Here is a 25,583-nt window from a genome sequence, read left to right as displayed (position 1 = left end):
TTGAACAAAGTGAAAGCCAGCGTCTTTAGGCGCTAGCCGGTAACAAGCCCTTATAGGGCTAGCACAAGCCACCCGTTTTACGGGTGGTCATGACTGTACCCGCAGATAATACTTAAAAAAATAGCGCAAATTATGAAAACATATATTATAATATAAGTTAAACAATGGAAAAGTACATTTTGATATGTATTTTTTATAATTTACCAATTAAGAGGAGGTATAGTAATGACAAGGAAGTTTCGCCGCTTACTAAGAACGGCAATGACATTTCTGACAGTTTTTTTTGCTGCAGCCACAGTATCCTTTGCCGCACCGCCATCAGGATTTGACAGCTACAAAAGCAATATTCCCCATGGCAATGTTACAACAATAACCTATCATTCAAAAACAACAGGTACTGACCGTAAGGCAATGGTGTATACTCCTCCGGGGTATTCAACCGGCCAAAAGTATAATGTATTATATCTGCTGCATGGCATAGGAGGAGATCATACCGAATGGTACAACGGAGGAAGCCCCAATGTAATACTGGACAACCTCTATGCAGAAAAAAAGCTTAGCCCGATGATTGTAATAATGCCTAACGGCCGTGCCATGGCAGATGACAGAGCGGTTGGCGATATTTATTCGGCTGACAAGGTAGCCGCTTTTGAGAACTTTCAATATGATTTGTTAAATGACCTAATTCCATATGTCGAAGCCCATTATCCGGTACTTACCAACCGTGTCAACAGAGCTATTGGCGGATTGTCAATGGGAGGAGGCCAAGCCTTGAATTTTGGACTGAAGTATATGGATTATTTTGCTTATGCAGGAGGTTTTTCTCCGGCACCCAATACATATTCTCCAGGCATAATGGTCCCCAATCCTTCCGAGGCTGCCTCAAAAATGAAAGTAATATGGATAGGCTGCGGTGAACAGGATGGCTTATATAGTACCGCACAGGGAGTACATAATTATTTGGCTCAGAAGAATGTTCCGCATACATGGTATAGTGCTTCCGGCAATCACGATTTTACTTTCTGGAAGGACAGCCTGTATCAATACTCCCAGTTGATTTTTAAAGATATCGATAATCCGGAATACAAGTTAGGTGATATAAATTCAGACGGGCAGATAGATGCTCTGGATTTTGTAGCAATTAAAAAACACCTTCTGGGGCAGGAGACCATCACAAGCACAAAATTGGCGGATGTAGATGCCAGCGGTACTATTGACGCAATAGATTTTGCCCTTATGAAGCAATACCTGCTGGGGACAATTGCTGTATTTCCGGCAAGCTGAAAATTATTAACAGGATAAGCAAGATTTATAATTGCCATCAAGGATATACATGCAGGTATATCCTTGATAGCATAAAAGGATTATTGCTTGGTTCTATAAGGGTTATATCTGCGTCAGCCATTATAATGCAGGGAGAATTATATGGAAAAGGATAATTGTGATTATGTAAAAATCAAAGATATAAATCAAATAATAAAAAAATATTATGATGAAAAGCACCGTGAGCTGACATTATTCGAAGCTGTCCTGATTTTGAAGGAAAATGGGAGAACTTCAGCATACATGCCGCCTCCTGACTTTTTAGGCTGGAATCTTGATGATATTGAGGAACTTTGCCGCCTTATAGATGACATTCCGGTAAATATCACGTATCTGCTGCCGCCGGAAGCAAAAAAAAATATATATCATGTGCCAATGCAGTTTTCGGCTATGGTTTTCAGAGAAAACTGCTATCATTCTGAAAAATATTATACCGGAAACGTATATGCAATTACTTATGTGTTAAAAGGCAGTGTTAAATTAACAATAGATGATGAGCAATATGAATTGAAAGAACGGCATCTGCTTTTAACCTTGCCCGGCAGAAATTACTGCTCTTATCATACGGATGCCGATGTGATATTAATGGTGTCAATAGATGAAAGCCTTTTTCAGAAAGCCTTTTTCGGCCTGTTAAAGCATAACAGTGTATTGTCGTTATTTCTTCATAAAAGCTTTGATAATAAGGAACAGAACTATCTTATGTGCAGTGTTCAGAAGGACAGAGATCTGCGCTTTATTTTTCAGCATTTGTTTCATGAGTTTATATCGGGAGATACATATTCGGAGGATGTTTTTTGCAGCTATATTCAAATTCTCTGTACATATATTATCAGGGGCATTGAAAGCTCTGATTGTGTTTTGCCCAAGAAGAAAAAGCCCTTTTATGGTATATTTCCAGAAATATACAAGTATATACAGATTTACTGGAATTCATTGACCTTAGAGCAATTGGCACAGGAATTTCATTATGAACGGTCATATCTTGGAAAGTGTCTCAGCGAGGTTACGGGAAAGACCTTCAGTGAAATTGTTTCTTGTATAAAGCTTGATAAGGCGAAAACATATTTGACGGAAACAAACCTTAGGATAGAGGAAATTGCTGTTCTGTCAGGGTATAGCAGCTCGGATTATTTTTCCCATAGCTTTAGAAAGGAGGTTGGAATGTCGCCTCGCAAGTATAGGAAGGAAAAACAAAATATGGCTTTAAATTATATGGCTAAATAAAATAGCTTTTTTTATCAATTTATTCCACCCAATATGTCAAGATAATGAAAAATCATTATGGTATAAATATATTAGAAAATAAGGCTATATTTTCTAAATTTTACGAGGGGGAGATTTGCAATGAAGTTGAAAAACATGTTTGTTAAGTTTGCGGCAGCAGCAATTGTATGTGCCATAACCGGGGGGATTGCAGCACCTGTACAGGTTTCAGCTGCGGACAAAATTAAGGGGAGCGAGGTTCTTGTAATAGGAGATTCTTTTCTGGCATTATCAAAGGAAATAACAAAAAGGTTGGAGGAAAATGCAAAAAAAGCGGGCATATTGGATGCTAATGACCATTTCAAGGATAATTCCGTAAGCGGAACCATGCTCAATGGAGGGATATCACCGACAATTCCCACACAGTACAAAAATGGTGTGAATGCAGGCACGATAAAGTACGTTATCATGGACGGAGGCGGAAATGACTGTATGATGGGCAGTGTTGACGGAGCTGCCAGTTCTTTCAAAACCTTAATTAAGCAAATGGAAAGTGACGGTATAGTTAAGTTGTTTTACTTGTTTTATCCTGATGCGCAGGGAAGCCTCGCAGGTACTCTGAATCCAAACCTTACCCGATTGAGACCTATAATTCAGGAGACTGTGACAAATTCGACATCACCAAAAGGATATTTCCTTGATTTAAGACCTGCTTTCGATGGAAAATATTCACAATACATATTATCGGACGGCATACATCCCACTACAGCCGGAAGTGTTGCAGCGGCTGATGCTATATGGGCAGAAATGCAGAAGGTTAACTTTTTCGGCTCTGATTCTCCAACAATAAAATATGGTGACTATAATAATGACGGAAATATTGATGCATTGGATTTTGCAGGCTTAAAGCAATATTTGATTAATGCGGGAGGCAGCTATAATAAGGTTCTGGATTTAAACGCTGACAATGCGGTAGATGCTATTGACTTTGCAATTATGAAGAAGTACTTGCTTGGCATTATAGACAAGCTGCCCAGTAATTAATACTGTTAATGTCAGGCTAAAAGCGGAATTGCCTGAGGGACAAAAGCTTATATAATATATAAAAGCCAATAACTGCACAAATGCAGTTATTGGCTTTTAAACCCTTTATAGGGTAAAGCTGTATGCTTCAAGTGCAGCTCTACCTTTCTCAAGGATATATCCTATAGAATAGTATACATATCTCACGCAAGGAGTTTCTATAATTTTAATAAACTGCTTTTTAAAGATATAAGAGACATCATGTTAATCTCATGGCCTTTTCAACAGCTTCTTCTATTGTAAGACCACAGTAGTCCTGTGCACTGAGCCAACGTCCGCTTTTTCGGTCGTCTAAAAATACACCTGCGCAGATTCCTGGGATTACGCTTTCCGGACTGTTCGGCGCATTCGATCCGCCCATATCTGTGCGGCACCAGCCCGGATCAGCGAGATTAATCATAACCTCTGTACCTTCAACTATTGTTGCCAAGTCCTTGGTTGCTTTGTCCAGCGCAGCTTTTGAAGCTGAATAAGGTCCCTGCTGAGGTTCTTTGCTGATACCGCTGCTGGTATTCACAATACGGCCAAAACCATGCTTAATCATTTTGGGCATAAAGTGATAGCAAATCATAATCGGTGCGATGGTATTGACACGAAAGCTCAGGTCATAGTCCTCAGAAGGAGTTTCAAACCACTCTGTACTGTGTGCAACCTGAATACCCGCGTTATTCAGAACAAAATCCACTTGTAGCCCTGTATCGTCAATTTCCGCCAGCATTGCTTCAACAGCATCAGGATCAGATAGTTCAGCTTCTATAAGATAAGTCCTGACACCAAAGATTTCAACCTTTTTGGACAGTCTTTCTAAAATTTCTTTTTTTCTTGCATGAAGAATAAGATTACAGCCCTTTGAGGCCATAAAAAGGGCTGTCAGGTAGCCTATCCCTCTTGAGGCACCTGTGATAAAAGCCCATTTTCCTTTAACATCCGTCATTCTGTTCACCGCTTTCCTTAACAAAATTCAGAGCAGCCTCCAAGGCATTTATTACTTTGTCACACCATCCGTCAAATTCGGGATCTTCCCGCTGGCAGTCTCTGTGACTCATAATATAATCGACACATTCTTTTATTCCTGTGTCAAACCTTATAGCTGCCTGAAATCCGGGGACAAGCTTTTTTAGCTTGCTATTGTCAAAAACAACACTATTAGCCTTGTCACCAATCAAACTTCCTTCAAAATCGAAAGCTCCTGCCTTTGCCAGAAAATCAGACGCCACATAAAAAGGCTTAAAATCAACTCCCAGCGCATTGGCAATTGATTTGTAAATCTGATTCCAGCTGAGCGTCTCATCCGAAGTAATTTGAACAGCTTCTCCAATGGCATGAAGGTTTCCTATCAGGCCTGAGAATGCTTTCGCAAAATCAAGGCTGTGGGTCATTGTCCAAAGTGAAGTACCATCCCCGTGAAGTATAACAGGCTTGCCTTCCAGCATCCTTTTTATGACCTGATAGCTTCCGTTTTTACCATGAACGCCAAGAGGGATTGATGCCTTACAGTAAGTATGGCTGGGTCTTACAATTGTCACAGGGAATCCGTATTCACGGTACATTTTCATCAGATAGTCTTCGCAGGCAATCTTGCTGCGTGAATATTCCCAGTAAGGATTTGCAAGAGGCGTTCCTTCATTTATAACATAGTTGGAAGACGGCTTCTGGTATGCTGATGCGGAGCTGATAAAAATAAACTGCTTTGTTTTGCCGTTAAAGAGCCGGTAATCCCTTTCCAGCTGTGACGGTACAAAGGCAATAAAGTCAGCAACACAGTCAAATTCCATTTCTGAAAGCTTTTCAGCCACATCTACTTCGTTATTGATATCAGCACAAATTGAACGGAAGCCTTGAGGCAGAGAAATATTTTTCTGACATCTGTTTAGGAGATAGAGCTCATGCTTTTCTTCGATAAGTTTTTCTGATATTGCAGTGCTGATGGTTCCTGTACCGCCAATCAGTAGTATCTTCATTTCTGTGCCTCCTTAAAGTGCCAATCTGTATATTGCGTCAATATCATCTTTTCCGAGAGCCACAAAGCCTCCGGTTTTTCCCTCTCCTATACCAAAGCTTTGTACCATCAGAGGAATATCTTCCTCCTTTGCACCAAGCTCACCGAACGAGACAGGAAGCCCAATGGAATGCAGGAAATTCTTAAATCTCGTAATGCCCTCCATAGCAGTACGTTCAGGATTTCCAAAATCCATTTCACAGCCCCATACCCTTACGGCTGCCTGTGCAAAACGCATAACATCATGCTTCATGACATAAGCCATCCAGGCCGGCATTATAACCGCCAATCCGGCACCGTGTGCACAATCATACATGGCTGAAAGCTCGTGCTCGATGCCATGACTGTTCCAATCATGGCTTCTTCCCACTCCAACCGAGTTGTTATGTGCAACCATGCCTGCCCACATAATATTTGCTCTTGCCTGATAATCATCAGGATTTTTCATGACCTTAGGCACTTCGTTAATCATGGTTAGCAATACTGCTTCACAAAGGCGGTCTGTGATTTCAACATCCTTTGTGTTTGTAAAATATCTTTCAAAAACATGAGCCATAATGTCTGCGGCTCCGCAAGCTGTCTGATAGGCAGGAAGTGTTGCTGTAAGCTGCGGGTTCAGTATTGAAAAAACAGGACGAAGAAGGTCGCTTCCTGCTCCTCTTTTTAAATTGCCATCTGTTCTTGTAATTACAGTGTCGCCTGAGCCTTCGCTGCCGGCAGCCGCAATTGTCAGAACGGTAGCAACGGGAAGTGCCTTTTGTATGATGGCTTTTCCGCTGTAAAAATCCCAAAAGTCGCTGCCGTAAGGAACTCCCGCAGCTATAGCCTTTGCAGTATCAATTGCAGAGCCGCCGCCTAAGGCAAGAAGGAAATCCACCCCTTCTTTTCTGCAAAGGTCAATTCCTTCATATACCTTATCATCCTTGGGATTAGGTACTATTCCTCCAAGTTCGGAAAAGTGGACACCCGCAGCTGCAAGAGAAAGCTTAATCTTGTCCATAAGTCCTGAACGTACTACTGATCCGCCGCCATAAACAATTAAAACCTTTGTGCCGCCAAATTCCTTGACAAGGTAGCCACACCTTGATTCTGAATCGGTTCCGAAGACAAATTTAGTAGGACTATAAAAACTGAAATTATTCATAATATGCCTCCTTGAAACAAAATAATGTATTAATTCTATAAAATACAAATATAGCATAACAGTTTACAAAAAAAATGCTATAATAAAAATTATATGAAAATTGTAAAAATCTATTCTGGGAGTACATATGAAAAAATTATTCGAAGAAAGTAATACGCTGGTTTCTCCTATTGAGTGCTTTGTATTTGATTCACAAAAAGAGGTTTTCCCGGTTAAGCCCCATTGGCATTATTTTATGGAAATAATATATATGCTCAAGGGGAGATTGAAGATTTATTCTGACAATAATGTTTATTACCTTAATACAGATGATATAATAGTAATTCATTCAAAAGCCATCCATTCAATTTATGCGGATAGCGGTGAGCCTCCCTTGTATGCGGTAATCAAATTTGATATTAACAGACTAAGACTTACAACCGAGTATTCACCTAAAATGAGTCTGCTTTTCAATACAGCGAGAAATTCTGAGAAGGCCAATATTTATATTCCGTCAGAAGATACAAAAGTACTTGATGTAAAAAATATATTCAAAAGCTGTTTATCGGAAATGCACCGAAAGGACTACGGGTATGACATGCTGCTTAATGCGCTGCTGTATATATTGCTCATGAAAATATTGAGATACTGGAGAAATAGAGGCTTTGATACAACAAAGATAAAAAAGGTCCAAAATGAGAATGAATCTATACATACAATCAGCGAATACATTGATATGCATTCCGCAGAGCCGCTGAAGGTTGAAAAAATAGCCGAAAAATGCGGCATGAGCTATTCATACTTTGCAAAAAGATTTAAAGAGCTGTATGGTCAGTCCTGTAAAGATTTTATTGAATATATCCGTGTCAGCAAGGCAGAGGATTTTCTTATATTTACTGACTGCGACCTGAATTATATCAGTCAGGAAACGGGATTTTCCGATTGCAGTCATTTGATTAAGGTGTTTAAAGCATGTAAGGGGGTAACGCCGAAGCAGTTCAGAAAAAATAACAGGATAAGGACCTGAAAAATTTATCGGATATAGGAGAGATCATGTTACTTACTTCATTAATGAGAATCTGGCTGACGCGTTCTTTTAAACCATTTCATTTTACAAATAGGTATTCAGACCGGTTGGAGTTAGAAGACCTGCAAACAATGGGGCTGTATGTGCATATTCCCTTTTGCAGATCCCTATGCGGCTTTTGTCCTTACTGCAAGGTGATTTTCTGTCCGGAAACGGCTGCCGCTTACAAGACAGCGTTACTGAAGGAAATTGATTTAGTGGGAACAAGGCTCAAGAAGAAAAGAATTACAAGCTTATATTTTGGCGGAGGCACACCTGTTTTGATGCTTGAGCATTTAGAGGAAATAATCGCAAAGCTCAGGACATATTTCATCATTCAGGAAGGGATTGGTGTTGAGCTTCATCCTGAGGATATTACGCAGGATAATCTGAACAGACTGAAACAAGCAGGGGTATCAATGGTAAGCATAGGCTTTCAATCTTTTGAGGAAAAGTGTCTTAGAAAGCTGGGAAGAAGCGGAGACTCCTTTGTTGAAAGACTTCGGCTTGTCAAAAAGGCGGGCTTTGATGCAGTTGATGTTGACCTGATTTTTGCGATACCCGGTCAAACCGGTGAAATAATAACAGATGATATAAAAACTGCATTTGACAATGGTGCAACCCAGATATCAACCTATCCGTTTATTGATTTTACCTTTGCCGATAACAGGTACAAGCCTATGCCTGAAAGGGTAAAAAAGGATATGCTTAAAGAAATAACTGAATATTGTGAAAGCATAGATGCCGTCAGAACCTCTGTATGGACCTTTGCAAAGCATAATACAAAAAAATACTCATCGGTAACAAGGGATAATTTTTTAGGGCTTGGAGTTTCGGCGGCAACACTTTTAAAGGACAGCTTTAAAATTAATACCTTCTCAATTGAAGATTACATAAGCAGAACCGAGGAAGATTGCCTTCCCACATCTCTCACATTGAATTTTACAAGGAGGCAGCGTGCTGTATACTATTTGTTCTGGAGTGCATATTCAATGAGGATTTACCCTGACAAATTTGAAGAAATTATCGGAAAGCCTCTGCATGAGATGTATGGCTTTGAGTTTCGTTTGCTGGAGCTTTTGGGGCTTATTCATAAAAAGGAGGATTATTACGCTCTTTCTGAAAGGGCAGCTTATTTGTACCATTACATAGAGCAGACATATACTACGGCATATATTGATAAAATGTGGAATGTATCAGGGAAAATTGCTTTTCCGGAAGAGATGATATTAAAATGATGAGATTGGCTTAATCTCGGACGGTAATTATCATAAATCATATGAGGCTACAGGTATAAGAAGGGAGAATACATAAAAATGAATGAGTTTAAGAATGAATTTATAGGACTGTTTAATAAATATATAAAGCGGGAAGGCTCTCAAAAACTGTTATTGTGGCTGGAAGGGTCGGATTTTTTTGCCGCACCTGCTTCTACAAGATACCATATGGCATGTGAGGGAGGTCTTTGCTCTCACAGCATTAATGTGTTCAAGCGGCTTGCAGCTGTATATTGTGCCGAGACCGGCCTTCCCGATTTTGAAACCGCAGCAGCGGAGGAAAAGGAAAAGGTTGCAGTATGCGGCCTGCTGCATGATTTGTGTAAAGTCGATTTCTATGATGTGGAGTTAAGAAATAAAAAAGATGAAAACGGAGTATGGCAGAAAGTACCTGCCTATATAATTAATGATAAGCTACCTTATGGGCATGGTGAAAAATCGGTATATATTATATCCGGCTTTATGAGATTGACAAGAGAGGAGTCAATAGCAATAAGGTGGCACATGGGAGGCTTCGATGACGCCGTCAGGGGGGGCTCCTACAGCCTGAGCCATGCTTACGAACAGTTTCCGTTTGCAGTCCTGCTGCATATAGCCGATTTGCAGGCTACATATCTGAGTGAGGGAAAAAGCAGATAGCAGGAGGATAGGAGCTTGAAAAGCAAAAAGAAGAAAGAGAAGCACAGAAGCAGGTAAACGAAAGCAGTATTGTTATTTTTTATATATTGACAAAAACCTGTCTGAAATGCTATATTCTTTATAAGTAGAGATGAGAAGAGATGAGACTGGACGAGACGAGAAGAGGCAAGGCTTGTGGTTTAATGCCTGCCGCAGTTCAAGCTTTATTGCTTGAATTTAAAAACTAAAATAGCTGTGCTGCCATTATCGGCTTGCATTGCTACTTAAACTACAGAACTTCCAACCTCTGCTAATTTATTTGTGGAGGTTTTTTTATGGAAAAAAGAGTTGTCCTTAAAGAGAAAAAATCAGGTCTTTCAATTTCAGATGTTATTTTGGTCGGAGTATTACTGGCAGTAGGGGCGGTGCTAAAATTCTTTGTGGGCTCAATGTTTACGGTAATGAAGCCTAATTTTATAATTGCCATGTATTGCTTAGCCATACTTTTAATAAGGCCTAAATTTATTGAAGCAGTAATTATCGGTATTTTAGCGGGTGCCTTATGTCAGGTTTTCCCGGGGACACCTTATATAAACCTGATTAGTGAGCCTGTGGGAGCAATAGTTATGGCGTTGCTTATGTATGTTCCGATGGAAATAGGAAGGTTTTCTTTAAAACCTGTAATCTGCACTTTTATAAGCACATTAGCCAGCGGCTTTACATTTATAAGCGTACTTTATGCGGCATTTTATGCGGGAGCAAGTGTGGCAACCATTCCTATAGGAGTATTTATTACAATTATTTTTGGTACAGCCGTATTAAATTCAATAATTGTTCAGATATTATATATACCGCTAAAGCTGGCGTTAGGCAGAGGTGAAGCTAAAGCAGGCTAAGTTTTGAAGCTCCGGTATTTATACGGATACTCTATATGTTATCAGAAACGGTGAAAATATGATTGAGTTTAAGGATTTTTCATTTAAGTATAAGGAAAGTGAAAATTTTGCTTTGAGCGGAGTAAGCCTATCCATACAAAAAGGTGATTTTGTAGGAATTATAGGTAACAGCGGAGCAGGTAAATCTACCTTTACATATGCGCTGAACGGTATTATCCCGCATCATTTTGAGGGGGATTTTTACGGAGAAGTAAATGTAAACGGCTTAGATACTGTTGAAGCGTCGCCGTCACAGCTTGCACTGACAGTCGGGAGCGTTTTTCAGGATATTGACGGACAAATGGTATCGTCAGTGGTTGAGGATGAATTGCTTTTTGGACTTGAAAACTTTGGTGTCCCCCATGACAGGATTGAGAGCAGGATGGTTGAAATGCTTGCAATGGTGGGTATAGAAGATTTGCGATACAGGAATATAAGCACCTTGAGCGGAGGGCAGAAGCAAAAGGTAGCAATAGCGGCAGTGGCTGCGCTTATGCCTGATATATTGGTCCTTGATGAGCCTACGGCCGAGCTTGATCCTCAAAGCAGTCTCCAGATTTTTAATATGCTTCGTATGCTTAATGAAAAAATGGGAATTACCATTATAGTTGTAGAACAAAAAATTATGCTGCTCAGTGAATTTTCAAAGCGCTTAATGATAATAAACGAAGGCCGGATATTTTTAGATGGAACTCCGCAGGAGGTATTGAAGGATACCGGTCTTTTGAGGAATATAGGAGTAAATTGTCCCAGAGTTGCAACCTTGGCAGGCAGGCTCATTGAGAAGAATTTGTACAAAGGCGATGTGCCCGTTAATATAGGCGAGGCTGAAATCATGGTAAAAAGGATAATTTATTAATGGGCTATTACGTCAAGCCATAGTACGATAAAAGCTATGGGAATATATTTATAGGCTTTTTTGGTCAGTGAAAGAAATGACAGTTAAAATGGAGGTTATAGGGTGATTAAGTTTAGTAATGTTTGCTTTGCATACGATAAAGCCAATATTCTTGAAAATGTCAGCTTCACAATAGAAAAGGGTGAATTTGTTGCAATAGTGGGCAGAAACGGTGCCGGTAAAACAACACTGATGAAGCTTTTTAACGGACTGCTGAAACCAACCTCCGGTAATGTTTCTGTGTCAAATCTGGATACAAGATTGTCAAAAACAAGTGAGCTGGCAAGGCATGTTGGATTTTTGTTTCAGAATCCAGACAGGCAGATTTGCCGGAATACTGTTAAGGACGAAATTGCTTTCGGATTAAACTGTGTTTTGGACAACAAAAGTGAAATAGAGAAGAGATGCAGGGAGACAATTGAAAGCTTTGGCTTTTCAGGGCAGAAGGATCCCTTTTCTTTGAGCAGGGGAGAACGGCAGAAGGTGGCTCTGGCTTCAATAATTGCACTTTCTCCCGAAATACTTGTGCTTGATGAGCCTACTACGGGGCTGGATTATAAGGAATGCATGCATATAATGAATATAATAAAGGAGCTGAACAGGAGCGGCACTACGGTAATAATGGTTTGCCATGATATGGAGCTTGTTTCTGATTTTGCCCGCAGGGTTATTGTTATAGGTGATGGAGGTATTCTTGCAGATGATATGTGCAAGAAGGTTATGCTTAATTCCGCCGTATTGGCAAGGGCATCACTGGCGCCGCCTCAGATTGCTGAGCTGGCAATCAGGCTGGGAGATGATTTCGGCGGTATATTAACAATTGATGAAATGACTGACAAAATAGAGAGCAGGTGCTTGCAATGAAAGGAATTTTAGAGTATTCTCAGGGCGATACCGTCATACACAGGTTGAATCCGTTAACCAAAATGCTCATTGCCTTATTGCTTTGCATGAGCAGCTTTTTAAGCAATAATTTATTGGCGGCAGCTGCGATTATAGCTTTGAATGTTATCATAGGACACTTGGCTGGTATTGGGAAAAAGGCCCTTTCTATAATGGCGACATTACTGAAATTAGGTGCCGTCTTGTTTTTGATTCAGGTTTTACTGATAAGAACAGGGGATAAGGTCTTGGACTTGCCGTTGAATCTTTATATAACAAATACAGGGCTTAAATTTTCCTTGCTGCTGGTATTAAGGCTTGTGGGTGCTACAATGCCTTTGGTAATTATGCTTACCGTTACAAAAATGAGTGATTTGACAAATGTGTTGGTACAAAAACTGCATATACCTTATAAATATGCTTTCGCATTTATAACAGCTTTACGTTTCATTCCCATATTTGAGCACGAAATGAATGGAATAATTGAGGCTCAGACAGCGAGAGGCGTTGAGTTTGACACGAAAAATCCTGTGAAAAAATTGAAGCTTGTATTGCCTCTTTGCGTTCCTCTGTTAATTTCTTCTGTTAAGCGTATTGAAGGCAGTGCAATATCAGCTGAGCTAAGAGGATTTAATGTCAGGAAAAAGAACAGCGGATATAAAAAATACTCTTTCAGCCTTCTGGATTATTCGGCTGTGCTGGTGACTGTACTGGTGCTTATTTTCAGTGCTTCTATTGTATAATTTCTTATGGGGCAGACAGCCTTTAAAATTTAAAACCTTTTTTCAGCAGTTCTCAGACAAAAACCTGATAGTCTATGTATAATATGCGTATATAATAAATGCGAAATTTGTATTTTGAGCAATCAAGCAATTATTATATACTTTTTCCTTACTGTTTGTGTCGCCGGCGAAATGGACGGTATAGTAAAAAACAGCAAACCGCTGCGAAGCATAGGTTTGCCATTGGTAGTTTCATTATTTGTTTTGTGCCAATATTAGGCGTGGAGGTTAGCTTGAAAGAAACAAAATGCGGTCGCAAAATAGACAGCGTACCGCCACGTTGCTTTACTAAAATTTTGTGCCCAAATTGGGCGTGGAGGTTAGCTTGAAAGAAACAAAATGTGGTTGCAAAATAGACAGCGTACCGCCACGTTGCTTTACTAAATTTTTGTGCCCAAATTGGGCGTGGAGGTTAGCTTGAAAGAAACAAAATGTGGTCGCAAAATAGACAGCGTACCGCCACGTTGCTTTACTAAATTTTTGTGCCCAAATTGGGCGTGGAGGTTATTATGAAAAAAGGTAATTATTTTATCGGCTTAATACTTATTGCTTTCGGTGCTGTTGCACTGATACTGAATACGGTGTTTGATGTCAGGCTTTTTAAGTTTGATTTTTATGATTTTTGGGTATTTATTATATTGCTTGTAGGCTTGGCCTTTGAGCTGGGATTTTTTCTTACAGGGTCAAAGCCCGGCTTGCTTGTGCCCGGAGGGATAATAACAACAATCGGCCTGCTTCTTATGTTTGAAGTATCGACAGATTGGCATTTCGCAAGATTCACATGGCCTGTGTATATTATTTCTGTTGCTGTCGGTCTGCTGCAGATGTACCTGTTCTCAAAAAGAGAAAGGGGCTTGCTTATAGCAGGCTTGATTGTAGGAGGTATTGGAGCTGTTTTTGAACTAATGATGATAACCAGTTCGGTGTCATCAAATCTTCTGGGGGTATTAATACCGATATCTCTGGTTGCGGGCGGAATTGCTTTGGTATGCAGCAGTTCAGGTAAGGGCTCACGATACTAATATATTAAATCAGGTTTCTCAGCTGAATTGTAGGTGCTGAAAACTTCTTATCAATGGAAAGTTGGGTTCGAATTTGTTCTGAATTTTGGTCGACTATTCCGGCAGCAAAGCAGTGATAAGTTTCAGCACCGGCAGGTCTCTGCAAAAAACACCTTGAGAAGATTGTTGTTTCCTGCATACTTACCGATAGATTTATGGTATATTATAACTAAGCTGGAGGTGAGCATATGGAGTGGAGAAAGTTGAGAGAGCAGCAGGAGGAAGCATTGAGCCCTTTTGCGGCAAAAAGCATCGAGTCTTTCGGCAGATTGCTTTGTGAGGAAAAGTGCACTATAAGAACAGATTACGAGCGTGACGGAAACAGAATATTATATTCTGTGGACTTCAGAAGATTAAGACATAAAACGCAGGTGTTTTTTAATGCAAAAAATGATCACATTTGTACCCGTATGGAGCATGTCCTTAATGTCGGTTCAATAGCCAATACGATAGCAAGAACCCTGAATATGAATCAGGACTTGACTTATGCAATTGCACTTGGACACGATTTGGGACATGCTCCTTTTGGACACAGCGGAGAGCGTGTACTTGACAAATGTATGAAAAGAATATATCCCGGTAAAGGCTTTAAGCATGAAATACATAGCTTGAGAGTAGTTGAAAAGCTTGCAACAAGGATTTCAAAAGAGAAGATTTTTGAACGCTGCGGGCTTAATCTGACTTTTGAGGTTAAGGACGGCATAGTTTGCCATTGCGGAGAAAACTATGATGAATTTGTTATGCACAGGGATTTGACAAAAACACCCGATTCTCTTAAAAATGTCAAGCGCACTGATTCACCGTATACTCTTGAGGCTTGTATTGTAAGACTGGTTGACAAGATTGCCTATGTGGGAAGAGATATTGAAGATGCAGTCAGGGTAAAGCTTATGGATATGCAGGATATTCCAAAGGATATCCGGAATGAACTTGGAAATACTAATGGAGAAATAATTAACACATTGGTATGCGACATGATAGAAAACAGCTACGGAAAAGATTGCATACAGCTCAGCGAAGCAAAAGGGGAGGCTCTTGAAAAGCTTATTAATGAAAATGTACGTCTTATATACAAGGCGGAAAAAATCACCAGATATGAGAAAATAGCTGAGAATACACTGGAGGGGTTGTTTGACAATCTTCTTGAAAGCACGGAGGATTTTGAAAAGCTTCAATTCAAGGATAACAAGGTTTACAGGATGTTTTATAATTATATAGTAGACAAAGGATATGATGAATCTGTAAGCAACGCGCAAAAGGTAATTGACTTTGTTGCAGGAATGACGGATTCCTTTGCTCAAAACTGTTTTGAAGAAATTTATTGGATGTAAACATGTATACTGCCGATATTCGGCTTGGAGGCTAAAATGGGCGAAGAGAAATATCATTTTTATGCATTCCTGTCTAGAATGAAATACATAAACAGATGGGGACTTATGAGAAATACTTATACGGAAAATATTCAGGAGCATAGCCTGCAGGTAGCCATTATTGCCCATGGGCTGGCTGTAATAAGAAATACTTATTTTAACGGCGAGATTAATCCGGAAAGAGTTGCCATACTTGCAATGTTTCATGACTGTAATGAAATTATAACAGGCGATATGCCCACACCGATAAAATATTATAATCCGCAAATCAATAAAATATATAAGGATATTGAGGATATCTCAAAGCAAAAGATTATTTCCATGCTGCCCGAAGAAATGGCAGATGAATATTACTCATTGTTTTTTAAGAATCCGGATGATATAGACTGCTGGAAGCTTGTTAAGGCCGCTGACAGAATTGCGGCATATGTGAAATGTATTGAAGAGGTAAAGGCAGGAAATAATGAATTTAAAAAAGCCAGTGAAACAATATTGCAGACAATACAGGAGATAAAGCTTGAAGAGGTCTCATACTTTATGGATAAGTTTCTTCCGAGTTTTAATCTATCCCTTGATGAAATTGATTAGTGTTTTTATTATTATAATTGACAAAAAAAGTATATGTTATTAAAATTAAATAGGATATTTACCTAATCAAACCAAGAAAAAAAGGGGCATTAAAATGACATTCGAAGAGAATATTGGCAATATATGCATAATAAACGGAGAAACAGTTGAAAAAGAAAGGCTGGATATTTACAAATCAGAAAAATATAAGGCTTTCTACGAGGTTATAAGGATAATAAAAGGAATACCTCTTTTCTATGATGATCACTTTAGCAGGCTTAAAAGCTCAATGAACAAGGCAAGCTATGAGTTGGTCATATCTAAAAAAGACCTTAGAGATCAGCTTCAAGAGGTTTGTAAACTCAATTACCTTTCTGACTGCAATGTTAAGGTAATAGTTCTGCAATATGGAGCAGAGCAGATAACAATAGCCTTTATAAACAAGTTCTATTATCCTGCAAAGCAGGAATATGATAATGGTGTGGAATGCTGTACGGTCAATCTGATGAGGAGCAATCCAAATATAAAGATGATTAACACCGGCTACAAAGAAGAAATAAAACGTGTATCTGAGGAAAAAAATGTTTTTGAGGTCCTGCTTGTAAATGACAGCGGAAAAATAACCGAGGGCGGGAAGTCAAATGCATTTTTTGTAAAAGGAAATAAAATCTATACTTCACCGGAAGATTATGTTCTGGTAGGGATAACCAGAAAATATGTAGTTGATGTCTGCAAAAAGCTCGGCTACGAAGTGATTGAAACGCTCATTGGCATAGATTCGTTAACCAGCTTTGATGCTGTGTTCATAACCGGGACATCAATAAATGTTTTACCTGTTAGAGTTATTGATGATTTTGAAATTGATTCCGCAAAGAATGCCACGACTCAGCATGTGATGGTTGGATATAACAGTATTATCAGTTCATATATAAATGATAATTAACAAAAATAAAAATAGGAGGCCGTTTATGAGATACCTTGAAAATGCTTTTAAATTTACATTTAAAAATTTTTTATTGACATTACCGCTTTTAATTTCATTGGCAATTCCTGCACTTATTATTAATATAGGTACTGCAGGCTTTGTGACCCAGCTTACTCACAAGTATATGGGAATGCTTCAGGATATGATTCAAGGTCAGTATTATGGTTTTGACGCTAATTTTTTTGACGGAATGATTACTGCCCCTATGATAGTGAGTGTCGTTATCGGCGGCCTTTTGACGCTGGTATTTTCCCTTTTGGCTTATCCCGCCACATATGGCTTTATCAGCAGGCAGTATGATACGGGAAATGCCACCTTGAGTGATTTTACAGCCTGTATGTCGAAATATATAGGAAGATATGTGCTGTATATTTTATTACGTATAGCGATAGGTCTGGGTATGGGAATAGTGCTTGCCATTCTTATAGCTGTGTCAGGCATTATTATGGCATTTGCCTCAAATGCTTTTGGAATAATACTTATGATACTTTTTTACTTAGCGTTTATTGTGGCGGTAATTGCTCTCAGAGTATATATGTGCTTGTGGTTTCCGGCAATTTGTACTGAGGGCTGCGGTGTTACAGACGGATTGAAGCTCTCGTTTAAAACAGTGAATGGAAGCTTTTGGCCGTTACTAGGCATTACTATTTTAATTTCAATATGCGGAAGCATCATAAGCTCTATTTTAGGTATCTTCCCATTTGTAGGAGCTGTTGTATCATCTGTTGCTTCTACGCTGGCATGGATAATTACAACTGTTTACTATTTCGAGGTTTATCGTGGGAAAACCGGAAGGTTTTACAATCCTGAGGGCTTCCGTCAAATAAATGATACGATTCAGTGAATGCTGATGTCCTCAAACCTAAGATATCATCAGGTATAACCGGTGCTACAGGCGATAGCGGGGGACTTTTAAATTTGTTTTTATAAAATAACCTTATTCTGTATTTCGGGCAGATTAAGGTTATTTTTTATACAGGCAAATAGGAATAATTATTTGAAAAGTACTTGACAAAAATAAGTGCTAATGGTATTTTTATTATATGATTTAGCACTCAATACCTTAGAGTGCTAACAAAGAAAAAATACTTTAGACAAGGGAGTGACGAAAGTGCTGCTTGACGATAGAAAACTCAGAATACTGCAAGCAATAATTGATGATTATATTTCTTCTGCAGAGCCTGTTGGTTCGAGAACTATTGCCAAAAAGCATGAACTTGGCCTTAGCTCGGCTACTATAAGAAATGAAATGGCTGATCTTGAGGAGATGGGCTTTTTGGAGCAGCCTCATACTTCTGCAGGCAGAGTTCCGTCAGATAAAGGCTACAGATTATACGTAGACAAACTGATGCAGATTAATGAGCTTTCCCAGTCTGACATAGATAACATAAAAAATGCCATGGACATTAGAATTAATGAACTTAGCCAGCTTATCAGAAATGCTTCTGTTGTAATGTCAAAGTTTACCAAGTATACTACCATGGCTGTGACACCTCATTCAAAGAAATCTGCTTTAAAAGCGGTGCAGGTAGTTCCTATCGAGCCGGGAAAGGCGCTTGTTATTATAGTTACAGATACAAGTGTAGTTCGTAACAATTTAGTCAGGGTAAATGAACAGATTACTCCAGATTCATTAATTCAGATTTCAAACCTGCTGAATGAAAAGCTTAGGGGATATACCTTGGAAATGCTGGCATCAAGTGATGTTAAGAGTGAAATTGAAAGCTTTATATCTCTTCCTCACAATATTATAAGACCGATTCTTGAAGGTATTGAGGATTTGATTAAAACAATCGACCAGCCTGAGGTTTATCTTGAGGGGACTACAAATATATTGAATTTTCCTGAATTCAGAGAGGTTGAGAAGGCAAAGGAGTTCCTGAATATTCTTGACGAAAAGAAATTCCTTTCAGAGCTTCTTGTAAATACCTTGTACAATAATAATGATATAGTAATCCAAATCGGAAATGAAAATAATATTGAAGGAATAAAGGAATGCAGTCTGGTTACGGCGTCCTATAGCATTGGAAACCGTATAATAGGTACTATTGGCATTATAGGCCCCACAAGAATGGAGTATTCAAAAGTTGTTTCATCGATGAATTATATCAGAAATAAAATTAATCAGGAGATAATTAAACTTCTGGGTGATGGATAGAAAAAAATTTAAGGAGGTAAATACTGAGCAATGAAAAAAGAAAAGAATTCAAAAGATGAAGAAGAAATAGTTGATAAGATAAATAATAACAGCAGTTCCGCAGAATGTAATTGTAATTCTGAAACCGATTCTGATTCATCTTGCAATTGCAGTAATGTGCAGGAGGAGGATTCAGTCTGTGCTGAAATTGAGGCTTTGAAAGCAGAACTTGAAGAGAAGACACTTCAGTGTGAGGAGTACAAAAATGTTGTTCAACGCACTGCTGCCGAATTTGACAATTACAAGAAGAGGACTGTAAAGGAAAAGGATGCTCTCAGTCTTGATGTTGCCATTGATACTGTAAATGCTATTCTTCCGGTAGTCGATAATCTTGAAAGAGCTTTGAAGGCTGCAGAGGATACGGAGAGCAATCCCTTAAAAGATGGTGTTGAAATGGTTATGAGACAGCTGAATGATTGTATGAAAAAGCTGGGTGTTGAACCTATAGAAGCATTAAATAATACATTTGACCCTGAACTGCACAATGCCGTAATGCATGTGACAGATGGGGAAAAGGGTGAGAACACAGTCATAGAGGAATTTCAGAAAGGCTATGTTATGAAGGGAAAGGTAGTAAGACACAGTATGGTTAAGGTAGCAAACTAATAATAATTTTGCAAATTTTAAATATTAATATATAAGTTATTACATTAAGGGAGGATGTTTGATTATGGCAAAGGTAATTGGTATAGATTTGGGTACTACAAATTCATGTGTTGCGGTAATGGAAGGCGGCGAGCCGGTTGTTATTGCAAATCCTGAAGGAAACAGAACCACACCGTCAGTCGTGGCTTTCTCAAAGACAGGAGAACGTATGATTGGTCAGGTTGCAAAAAGACAATCTGTTACAAACCCTGAAAGAACAATCAGTTCAATCAAAAGAGAAATGGGAACAGACAAAAAGGTTGAAATAGATGGCAAAAAGTACTCACCTCAAGAGATATCATCTATGATACTTCAAAAATTAAAGGCAGATGCCGAGGCATATCTGGGAGAAACAGTTTCTCAAGCAGTTATCACAGTTCCTGCATATTTCAGTGATGCTCAAAGACAGGCAACTAAGGATGCAGGTAAAATAGCAGGGCTGGAAGTGCTTAGAATAATAAATGAGCCTACGGCTGCTGCGCTTGCATATGGTCTTGATAAAGAAAAGGACCAGAAGATAATGGTTTATGATTTAGGTGGAGGTACCTTTGATGTATCAATACTGGAAATCGGAGACGGTGTATTCGAGGTTTTAGCCACAAACGGAAATAACAAACTTGGAGGAGATGATTTCGATGATAGAGTCATTGATTTCCTTGCAGACTCCTTCAAGAAGGAAAATGGAATTGACTTGAGAAATGACAAAATGGCAATGCAAAGATTGAAGGAAGCTGCTGAAAAGGCTAAAATAGAGCTTTCAGGAGTAACCACCTCAAATATAAACTTACCGTTTATCACAGCTGATGCTTCAGGACCAAAGCACTTGGATGTAACACTTACAAGAGCAAAGTTTGATGAGATAACAGCCGATTTGGTGGAAAAAACAATGGGGCCCACAAGACAGGCCATGCAGGATGCCGGTTTGTCCCCTGAAAAAATAGACAAGATTTTATTGGTTGGTGGTTCTACAAGAATACCAGCGGTTCAGGAAGCAGTTAAAAAGTACTTGGGCAAAGACCCGTTTAAGGGAATTAATCCTGATGAATGTGTTGCTGTCGGAGCTGCCATTCAAGCCGGCGTATTAACCGGAGATGTAACAGGACTTCTTCTTCTGGATGTTACTCCGCTGTCATTGGGACTTGAGACTTTAGGAGGAGTATTTACCAAGTTAATTGATAGAAATACTACCATTCCTACAAAAAAGAGTCAGGTATTCTCAACTGCGGCAGATGGCCAGACAAGTGTTGAAATTCATGTCCTTCAAGGTGAAAGAGAAATGGCTCAGTACAATAAGAGCTTGGGAAGATTCCAGCTTACAGGCATTCCTTCCGCACCTAGAGGAGTTCCTCAAATAGAGGTTACCTTTGATATAGATGCTAACGGTATTGTACATGTATCTGCCAAGGATCTGGGAACAGGAAACGAACAAAAAATTACAATTACAGCATCAACAAATCTTTCAGATGATGATATTGACAAGGCTGTTAAAGAAGCTGAGAAGTTTGCGGCCGAGGATAAAAAGAACAAGGAAGAAATTGATGTCAGAAATAATGCAGATTCATTAGTTTATCAATCAGAGAAATCCTTGAAGGATCTTGGGGATAAAATATCGGGTGAGGATAAGGAAAAAATTGAATCCGGTGTAAATAAGGTTAAGGAAGCACTTAAAGGAACTGATACAGAAGCTATAAAGAAGGCTACAGATGAATTGCAGCAAGCTTTCTATGATATCTCCTCAAAAATTTATCAGCAAACGGGAGCGCAGGGTGCACCCGGTGCCGATCCGAATAGTGCCGGCTTTGGCGGACAGCAGGCTCAGTCTGCGGAGGATAATGTTGTAGATGCAGACTACAAAGTAGTTGACGATGATAAATAAATATATAATAATGTATAGGGGCTTTTATAGCCCCTATAGCATTGAAGTATTGAATAATTACTTGAGTTTTTGTACAAGGTTATTTTAAAAATTCATGCCAAAGCTGGTAATACAAGGCTCTGGCTTGTTTTATGCTATAGAATCAAAAAGGCTGGGTGTTAACATAAGCTTTTAAGCCGGTTTCAAGCCTCTTGGCGATAAAATACCGGTATGCTGTTCTATCGCCTTTAGGGCAGATTATGCTTTGGCGTAAGTAAGGTATTTGAATGTTTTGTAATTAGACGGGAGTTGAATTTGATGGCAGAAAAAAGAGACTATTACGAAGTGTTAGGGGTTAGTAAAGGTGCGTCTGATGCGGAGTTAAAAAAAGCATACAGAAATTTGGCAAAAAAATATCATCCGGATGTAAACCCGGGAGATAAAAGCGCAGAAGCCAAGTTCAAAGAGGTTAACGAAGCATATGAGGTGTTAAGTGATTCTCAAAAGAAAAGCAGATATGACCAATATGGTCATGCCGGTGTAGACCCTAATGGTTTTGGCGGAGCAGGAGGCTTTTCGGCTGATTTTGATTTCGGAGGAATAGGTGATATTTTTGAAACGTTCTTTGGGGGATCAGGCTTTGGCGGCGGAAGATCAAGATCAAAAAGAGGCCCTCAAAAGGGAGCGGATCTTAAATATGCGGTGGAAATTTCTTTTGAGGAAGCAGCCTTTGGTATTGACAAGGAATTAACAATTGGAAGAATGGAAGTGTGCCTGAAGTGTACCGGCAGCGGTGCAAAGCCGGGGACAGAAGCCACTACCTGCAAGCACTGCAATGGAACAGGGCAGGTTCAGGTAAAGCAGAATACTCCATTTGGCCAGTTTGTGAATTCAAAGACCTGTGACGTATGCCGGGGGGAAGGTAAAGTTATCGCTGACCCATGTCCTGCATGTAATGGAAAAGGCAAGCTCAGAAACAATGTAAAAATAAAAGTAAATATTCCGGCTGGCATAGATGACGGGCAAACTATTTCATTGAGAGGTGAGGGCGATCCCGGCTCAAAAGGAGGCCCAAGCGGCGATTTGCTTATAAATGTCAGAGTAAAGCCGCATCTGCTGTTTAAAAGACAGGGAAATGATGTTGTGTGTGAAGAGCCTATTACGTTTGTGCAGGCAGCTCTTGGCGCAGAAATTGAAGTGCCGACTTTAGACGGAAAGGTTAAATACACTGTTCCCGAGGGAACTCAGACAGGCTCTGTTTTCAGGCTCAGGGGAAAAGGGATACCCTTTTTGCGGGGTAATGGCCGCGGAGACCAGTATGTGAAAGTCAATATTGAAGTTCCTAAAAAATTGAGTGAAAAGCAGAAGGAATTATTAAGAGAGTTTGCAGAAATCAGCGGAGATGAAACTCATGAGCAGAGAAAAGGCTTTTTTGATAAAATGAAGGATGCGTTTAAGTAAGGTTTCGGAGGAAAAGTTTGAAAGGGGGTGCCGAGTCCGTGTCATAAAGTCAATTATGGGTGAAGCCTTCGGGCGATAAATAGCGGGACGATATTTATATGGCTTTTTAGGCGGCAGCATTGACTTTTTCATGCAGAGGCGGGACATGGACATAGCTATGAAATGGTATGAAATACGGGTAAATACAACAGAGGAAGCAAGCGACGCAGTCTCTGAAATGCTTACATCTATGGGAGCCGGTGGTGTTGCAATAATGGATCCCTTTGATATAAGAAAGGAAATATTAAATCCAAATACTTTAGATTATGCTGATGATGAGTTTCTTGAATCCTTAGGCGAGGATGTTATTATCAAGGCATATTTTCAGAACGGATTAGATATAAATGATGTTTTAAAGCAAATAAATGAGGGCTTGAAAAATATTTCCCAATTTCTTGATATAGGCAAAGGCTTGGACGGTTATGGTGAAATAGATGATGAGGATTGGTCCACATCATGGAAAAAATATTACAAGCCCTTCAGACTTACAGACAGAATTGTTATTAAACCTACATGGGAAGAGTATGAGGTTAATCCCAACGATATAGCTGTTGAGATGGACCCGGGAATGGCTTTTGGAACAGGAACACACGAGACAACACAAATGTGCTCAAGGCTACTTGATAATTATATGAAAGACGAGTATGAGGTTCTTGACGTTGGCTGCGGTACAGGAATATTGTCAATAATTGCGGGAAAGCTTGGAGCAAGAAAGGTTGAGGCAATTGATATTGATGAGGTGGCAGTAAGGGTTGCCGCTGAAAATATTTCCTTAAATAAGGAAAGCTCAAGAATAAATGTTTTCAAGGGTGTTTTGACTGACTTGGCGCAGGATGAGAAAAAATATGATATCATAGTTGCAAACATTATAGCAAATGTAATTATTGACTTAGCGGAAGTTATACCTTATTATTTAAAAAGAAAAGCTTCTTTATTTATTACATCTGGTATAATTAAAGAGAGAAGGCAGGAGGTTGTAAATGCTTGCCTGAAAAGCGGGATGTCCTGTATAGAAACTCTGGAAATGGGCGAATGGGTGGCAATGGTGTTCAAATGTCAAGATACTTTGTAAGCAGTACACAAATACTGGGAAATAGGATTACTATAATCGGTGAGGATTATCAGCATCTTAAAAAGGTTCTGAGATGTGAAAAGGGCGATGTTATTACAGTATGCTGCGACGGATTTGATTACGAGTCGGAGATATATGAAGTTGCCAATGATTGTATCCTTGCTGATATTATAAATAAAGAAACAAATTTAACCGAGTCTGAACTTAAGGTCACATTGTATCAGGGATTGCCTAAGGCAGACAAGATGGATTTAATTATTCAGAAATGTGTTGAGCTTGGAGTAAATGCGATAGTACCTGTTATAACTGAAAGATGTATATCTAAAATAAATACTGATAAAGATGCCAAGAATAAAGTTTCAAGGTGGCAAAAAATTGCTTTGGAAGCAGCAAAGCAGTCTGACAGAGGGATTGTTCCTAAAATATTTATGCCGGTCAGGTTCAGTGAGGCTGTTGAATTGGCTTCAAAATCAAATTTATCAGTAATACCTTATGAAAAAGAGAGTTCAACTGGTTTTAAAGCTATAGTGTCAAAGTGCTTTGCTGTTGAAACAGCTTCAATTTTTATTGGCCCAGAAGGCGGTTATACTGAACAGGAAATACAACTGGCTGAGTCTAAAGGTATAAAGAAATTAACTCTCGGACCTAGAATCCTTAGAACGGAAACAGCTGGGATTGTTGCTTTATCACTAATGATGTATGAATTAGGAGATGTATCTAATGGGAGAAATAAAGTTTGTAGTTGTTGATGATGCTGTATTTATGAGGACATTAATAAAGAGAATGATAGAAGAAAATTCGGATTATGTGGTTGTGGGCGAAGGCTCCAATGGATACGAAGCTATCGAACAGGCAAAGAAGTATCAGCCGGATATAATAACACTTGACATAACTATGCCGGAAATGGATGGCATAATGGCAATTAAGGGAATAGCCGAGGCAAGTCCAAAGACAAAAATACTTATGGTTTCTGCTATGGGACAGCAATCAATGGTTATTGACGCAATCAAAATGGGGGCAAAGGACTTTGTTGTCAAGCCCTTCGATAAATCAAGAGTTCAGCAGGCCATAGAAAATGTGTTAAAAACAGTATAAAGCTGTTTGTATCTATATTTAATGGAGGATAAAGTCCTCCATTT

Annotated in this window: 24 protein-coding genes and 1 pseudogene; 22 read left to right on the top strand and 3 right to left on the bottom strand. The window is 39.2% G+C overall.

Annotated features, from left to right (window positions below):
* The first annotated feature begins 225 nt into the window (after nucleotides 1-225).
* The 3 genes and pseudogenes from LY28_RS19535 to LY28_RS19530 form a co-directional block, all read left to right on the top strand.
* Nucleotides 226-1,284 (top strand): alpha/beta hydrolase-fold protein, encoded by a 1,059-nt coding sequence (locus tag LY28_RS19535; protein WP_110462055.1) that lies wholly within the window; start codon nucleotides 226-228, stop codon nucleotides 1,282-1,284.
* A 141-nt stretch (nucleotides 1,285-1,425) separates the two neighbouring features.
* Nucleotides 1,426-2,550: an AraC family transcriptional regulator gene (locus LY28_RS10080; RefSeq protein ID WP_110462054.1), complete on the top strand. Its 1,125-nt coding sequence runs from the start codon at nucleotides 1,426-1,428 to the stop codon at nucleotides 2,548-2,550.
* 819 nt (nucleotides 2,551-3,369) lie between these two features.
* Nucleotides 3,370-3,573, top strand: a pseudogene (locus tag LY28_RS19530) (dockerin type I domain-containing protein); the annotation flags it as partial.
* A gap of 238 nt (nucleotides 3,574-3,811) precedes the next feature.
* On the opposite strand, the gene LY28_RS10070 reads toward LY28_RS19530, so the two are convergent.
* From LY28_RS10070 to LY28_RS10060, 3 genes are read right to left on the bottom strand one after another with little or no spacing between them, the layout of a single operon-like run.
* On the bottom strand, nucleotides 3,812-4,570 hold the full coding sequence (locus LY28_RS10070; protein ID WP_242981209.1) for an SDR family NAD(P)-dependent oxidoreductase: 759 nt from the start codon (nucleotides 4,568-4,570) through the stop codon (nucleotides 3,812-3,814).
* Nucleotides 4,533-5,573: an SDR family oxidoreductase gene (locus LY28_RS10065; RefSeq protein ID WP_110462053.1), complete on the bottom strand. Its 1,041-nt coding sequence runs from the start codon at nucleotides 5,571-5,573 to the stop codon at nucleotides 4,533-4,535. The genes LY28_RS10070 and LY28_RS10065 overlap by 38 nt, the downstream gene beginning before the upstream one ends.
* A gap of 12 nt (nucleotides 5,574-5,585) precedes the next feature.
* The gene (locus LY28_RS10060; protein ID WP_110462052.1) at nucleotides 5,586-6,755 is read right to left on the bottom strand and encodes an iron-containing alcohol dehydrogenase; all 1,170 of its coding nucleotides are present in this window, start codon (nucleotides 6,753-6,755) and stop codon (nucleotides 5,586-5,588) included.
* 127 nt (nucleotides 6,756-6,882) lie between these two features.
* Here LY28_RS10060 and LY28_RS10055 point away from each other — a divergent pair, with 127 nt between their 5' ends.
* The 19 genes from LY28_RS10055 to LY28_RS09965 all read left to right on the top strand — a co-directional run bounded on the left by LY28_RS10055 (nucleotide 6,883) and on the right by LY28_RS09965 (nucleotide 25,539).
* Nucleotides 6,883-7,761 carry a helix-turn-helix domain-containing protein gene (locus tag LY28_RS10055; protein ID WP_110462051.1) on the top strand — a complete coding sequence of 293 codons (879 nt, stop codon included), beginning with the start codon at nucleotides 6,883-6,885 and terminating at the stop codon, nucleotides 7,759-7,761.
* Between the two features lie 26 nt (nucleotides 7,762-7,787).
* Nucleotides 7,788-9,038, top strand: a complete 1,251-nt coding sequence (locus tag LY28_RS10050) for a coproporphyrinogen-III oxidase family protein (RefSeq protein ID WP_110462050.1) — start codon at nucleotides 7,788-7,790, stop codon at nucleotides 9,036-9,038.
* 78 nt (nucleotides 9,039-9,116) lie between these two features.
* A complete protein-coding gene (locus LY28_RS10045; RefSeq protein WP_110462049.1) occupies nucleotides 9,117-9,716 on the top strand; it encodes an HD domain-containing protein in 600 nt (199 codons plus the stop codon).
* Nucleotides 9,717-10,030: 314 nt separating this feature from the next.
* Entirely contained in the window at nucleotides 10,031-10,591 is a 561-nt protein-coding gene (locus LY28_RS10040; RefSeq protein WP_110462048.1) for a tryptophan transporter, read from the top strand.
* Nucleotides 10,592-10,649: 58 nt separating this feature from the next.
* On the top strand, nucleotides 10,650-11,489 hold the full coding sequence (locus tag LY28_RS10035) for an energy-coupling factor ABC transporter ATP-binding protein (protein ID WP_110462047.1): 840 nt from the start codon (nucleotides 10,650-10,652) through the stop codon (nucleotides 11,487-11,489).
* Between the two features lie 102 nt (nucleotides 11,490-11,591).
* Nucleotides 11,592-12,392 (top strand): energy-coupling factor ABC transporter ATP-binding protein, encoded by an 801-nt coding sequence (locus LY28_RS10030; protein WP_110462046.1) that lies wholly within the window; start codon nucleotides 11,592-11,594, stop codon nucleotides 12,390-12,392.
* On the top strand, nucleotides 12,389-13,153 hold the full coding sequence (locus LY28_RS10025; RefSeq protein ID WP_110462045.1) for an energy-coupling factor transporter transmembrane component T family protein: 765 nt from the start codon (nucleotides 12,389-12,391) through the stop codon (nucleotides 13,151-13,153). The genes LY28_RS10030 and LY28_RS10025 overlap by 4 nt, the downstream gene beginning before the upstream one ends.
* Nucleotides 13,154-13,701: 548 nt before the next feature.
* On the top strand, nucleotides 13,702-14,214 hold the full coding sequence (locus tag LY28_RS10020; protein WP_110462044.1) for a hypothetical protein: 513 nt from the start codon (nucleotides 13,702-13,704) through the stop codon (nucleotides 14,212-14,214).
* A gap of 227 nt (nucleotides 14,215-14,441) precedes the next feature.
* The gene (locus LY28_RS10015) at nucleotides 14,442-15,584 is read left to right on the top strand and encodes an HD domain-containing protein (RefSeq protein ID WP_110462043.1); all 1,143 of its coding nucleotides are present in this window, start codon (nucleotides 14,442-14,444) and stop codon (nucleotides 15,582-15,584) included.
* A gap of 36 nt (nucleotides 15,585-15,620) precedes the next feature.
* Entirely contained in the window at nucleotides 15,621-16,211 is a 591-nt protein-coding gene (gene yfbR / locus LY28_RS10010) for a 5'-deoxynucleotidase (protein WP_110462042.1), read from the top strand.
* Nucleotides 16,212-16,305: 94 nt separating this feature from the next.
* Nucleotides 16,306-17,133 carry an aminotransferase class IV gene (locus LY28_RS10005; RefSeq protein ID WP_110462041.1) on the top strand — a complete coding sequence of 276 codons (828 nt, stop codon included), beginning with the start codon at nucleotides 16,306-16,308 and terminating at the stop codon, nucleotides 17,131-17,133.
* Nucleotides 17,134-17,158: 25 nt separating this feature from the next.
* The gene (locus LY28_RS10000; protein WP_110462040.1) at nucleotides 17,159-18,019 is read left to right on the top strand and encodes a hypothetical protein; all 861 of its coding nucleotides are present in this window, start codon (nucleotides 17,159-17,161) and stop codon (nucleotides 18,017-18,019) included.
* Between the two features lie 267 nt (nucleotides 18,020-18,286).
* Complete coding sequence (gene hrcA / locus LY28_RS09995) at nucleotides 18,287-19,333, top strand: heat-inducible transcriptional repressor HrcA (RefSeq protein ID WP_110462039.1); 1,047 nt, start codon at nucleotides 18,287-18,289, stop codon at nucleotides 19,331-19,333.
* A 30-nt stretch (nucleotides 19,334-19,363) separates the two neighbouring features.
* The gene (gene grpE, locus LY28_RS09990) at nucleotides 19,364-19,978 is read left to right on the top strand and encodes a nucleotide exchange factor GrpE (protein WP_110462038.1); all 615 of its coding nucleotides are present in this window, start codon (nucleotides 19,364-19,366) and stop codon (nucleotides 19,976-19,978) included.
* 64 nt (nucleotides 19,979-20,042) lie between these two features.
* A complete protein-coding gene (dnaK, locus tag LY28_RS09985; protein WP_110462037.1) occupies nucleotides 20,043-21,893 on the top strand; it encodes a molecular chaperone DnaK in 1,851 nt (616 codons plus the stop codon).
* Nucleotides 21,894-22,190: 297 nt separating this feature from the next.
* Complete coding sequence (gene dnaJ / locus LY28_RS09980) at nucleotides 22,191-23,333, top strand: molecular chaperone DnaJ (protein WP_110462036.1); 1,143 nt, start codon at nucleotides 22,191-22,193, stop codon at nucleotides 23,331-23,333.
* 145 nt (nucleotides 23,334-23,478) lie between these two features.
* Nucleotides 23,479-24,444: a 50S ribosomal protein L11 methyltransferase gene (prmA, locus tag LY28_RS09975; RefSeq protein WP_479692082.1), complete on the top strand. Its 966-nt coding sequence runs from the start codon at nucleotides 23,479-23,481 to the stop codon at nucleotides 24,442-24,444.
* Nucleotides 24,426-25,193 (top strand): 16S rRNA (uracil(1498)-N(3))-methyltransferase, encoded by a 768-nt coding sequence (locus LY28_RS09970; RefSeq protein ID WP_110462035.1) that lies wholly within the window; start codon nucleotides 24,426-24,428, stop codon nucleotides 25,191-25,193. Before prmA ends, LY28_RS09970 begins: the two co-directional genes overlap by 19 nt.
* A complete protein-coding gene (locus tag LY28_RS09965; RefSeq protein ID WP_110462034.1) occupies nucleotides 25,165-25,539 on the top strand; it encodes a response regulator in 375 nt (124 codons plus the stop codon). Before LY28_RS09970 ends, LY28_RS09965 begins: the two co-directional genes overlap by 29 nt.
* Nucleotides 25,540-25,583: the final 44 nt, after the last annotated feature.

Source organism: Ruminiclostridium sufflavum DSM 19573, assembly GCF_003208175.1.
GTDB lineage: Bacteria > Bacillota > Clostridia > Acetivibrionales > DSM-1351 > Ruminiclostridium > Ruminiclostridium sufflavum.
The sequence above is the reverse complement of the archived record's forward strand: the minus strand, read 5'-3'. Positions and strand labels throughout refer to the sequence as shown.